Below are 1095 nucleotides of genomic sequence, written 5' to 3' on the forward strand. Positions count from 1 at the left end.
GCGGCGTGGAAGCGCGCGGTGGAGCTGCTGCGCGAGGTGGGCCTGCCGGAACCGGAGAAGCGGATCAAGAGCTATCCGCATGAGCTGTCCGGCGGCCAGCAGCAACGGGTGATGATCGCCATCGCCATCGCCTGCGAGCCCAAGCTGTTGATCGCCGACGAACCGACCACGGCGCTCGATGTCACGATTCAGAAGCAGATCCTGCAGTTGATCGCGGATCTGCAGAAGAAGCATGGCATGTCGGTGCTGTTCATCACCCACGACCTGGGCGTGGTGGGCGAATTCGCCGACGAAGTGGTGGTGATGCGCCACGGCGTGATCCGCGAGCAAGGCACGGTGAAGCAGATCTTCGAGAACCCGCAGGATGCCTACACCAAGGCGCTGCTGTCGTGCCGCCCGCACCTGGACCGCCGCCCGGCCAGGCTGGCGGTGATCGACGACTTCCTGAAGCCGGAGCCTTACGTGGAGCCGCCGCACCGCGAGCGCGGCTACGCGGCGGGCGACGAGATCGTGCTGGACGTGCAAGGCTTGTGCAAGAGTTTCGACATCCGCGAAGGCCTGTTCGGCAAGCGGCAGTTCCACGCGGTGAAGGATGTGTCCTTCCAACTGGCCAAGGGCAAGACCTTGGGCATCGTCGGCGAATCGGGCTCCGGCAAGACCACCGTGGGCCTGACCCTGGTGCGGCTGCACCAGGCCACGGCTGGCCGCGCCCTGTTCCACGGCCAGGACCTGATAGGCATGAGCGCCAAGGCCTTCCACGCCTACAAGAAGCGCATCCAGATCATCTTCCAGAACCCGTACGCGTCCTTGAATCCGCGCTTCACGGTGGAGCAGATTTTGACCGAGCCGATGCAGCTGCACGGCATCGGCCAGGACGCCGGCCAGCGGCGGCGCCTGGCGCAAGACCTGCTGGACAAGGTGGGCCTGCCGGCCGGAGCCTTGGCCAAGTACCCGCACGAGTTCTCCGGCGGCCAGCGCCAGCGCATCGCCATCGCGCGCTGCCTGACGCTGAAGCCGGAAGTGCTGATCTGCGACGAGTCGGTGTCGGCGCTGGACGTGTCGGTGCAGGCGCAGGTGCTGAACCTGCTGCAGGAC

At 66.2% G+C, this 1095-nt stretch carries 1 protein-coding gene; it reads left to right on the forward strand.

Annotated elements, in window-relative coordinates; all coding sequences use genetic code 11:
* Positions 1 to 1095 (forward strand): ATP-binding cassette domain-containing protein (locus tag C2I19_RS22820; RefSeq protein ID WP_146056872.1); only part of this gene is annotated, 1095 nt, incomplete at both ends.

The organism is Chromobacterium alticapitis (assembly GCF_002924365.1).
GTDB lineage: Bacteria > Pseudomonadota > Gammaproteobacteria > Burkholderiales > Chromobacteriaceae > Chromobacterium > Chromobacterium alticapitis.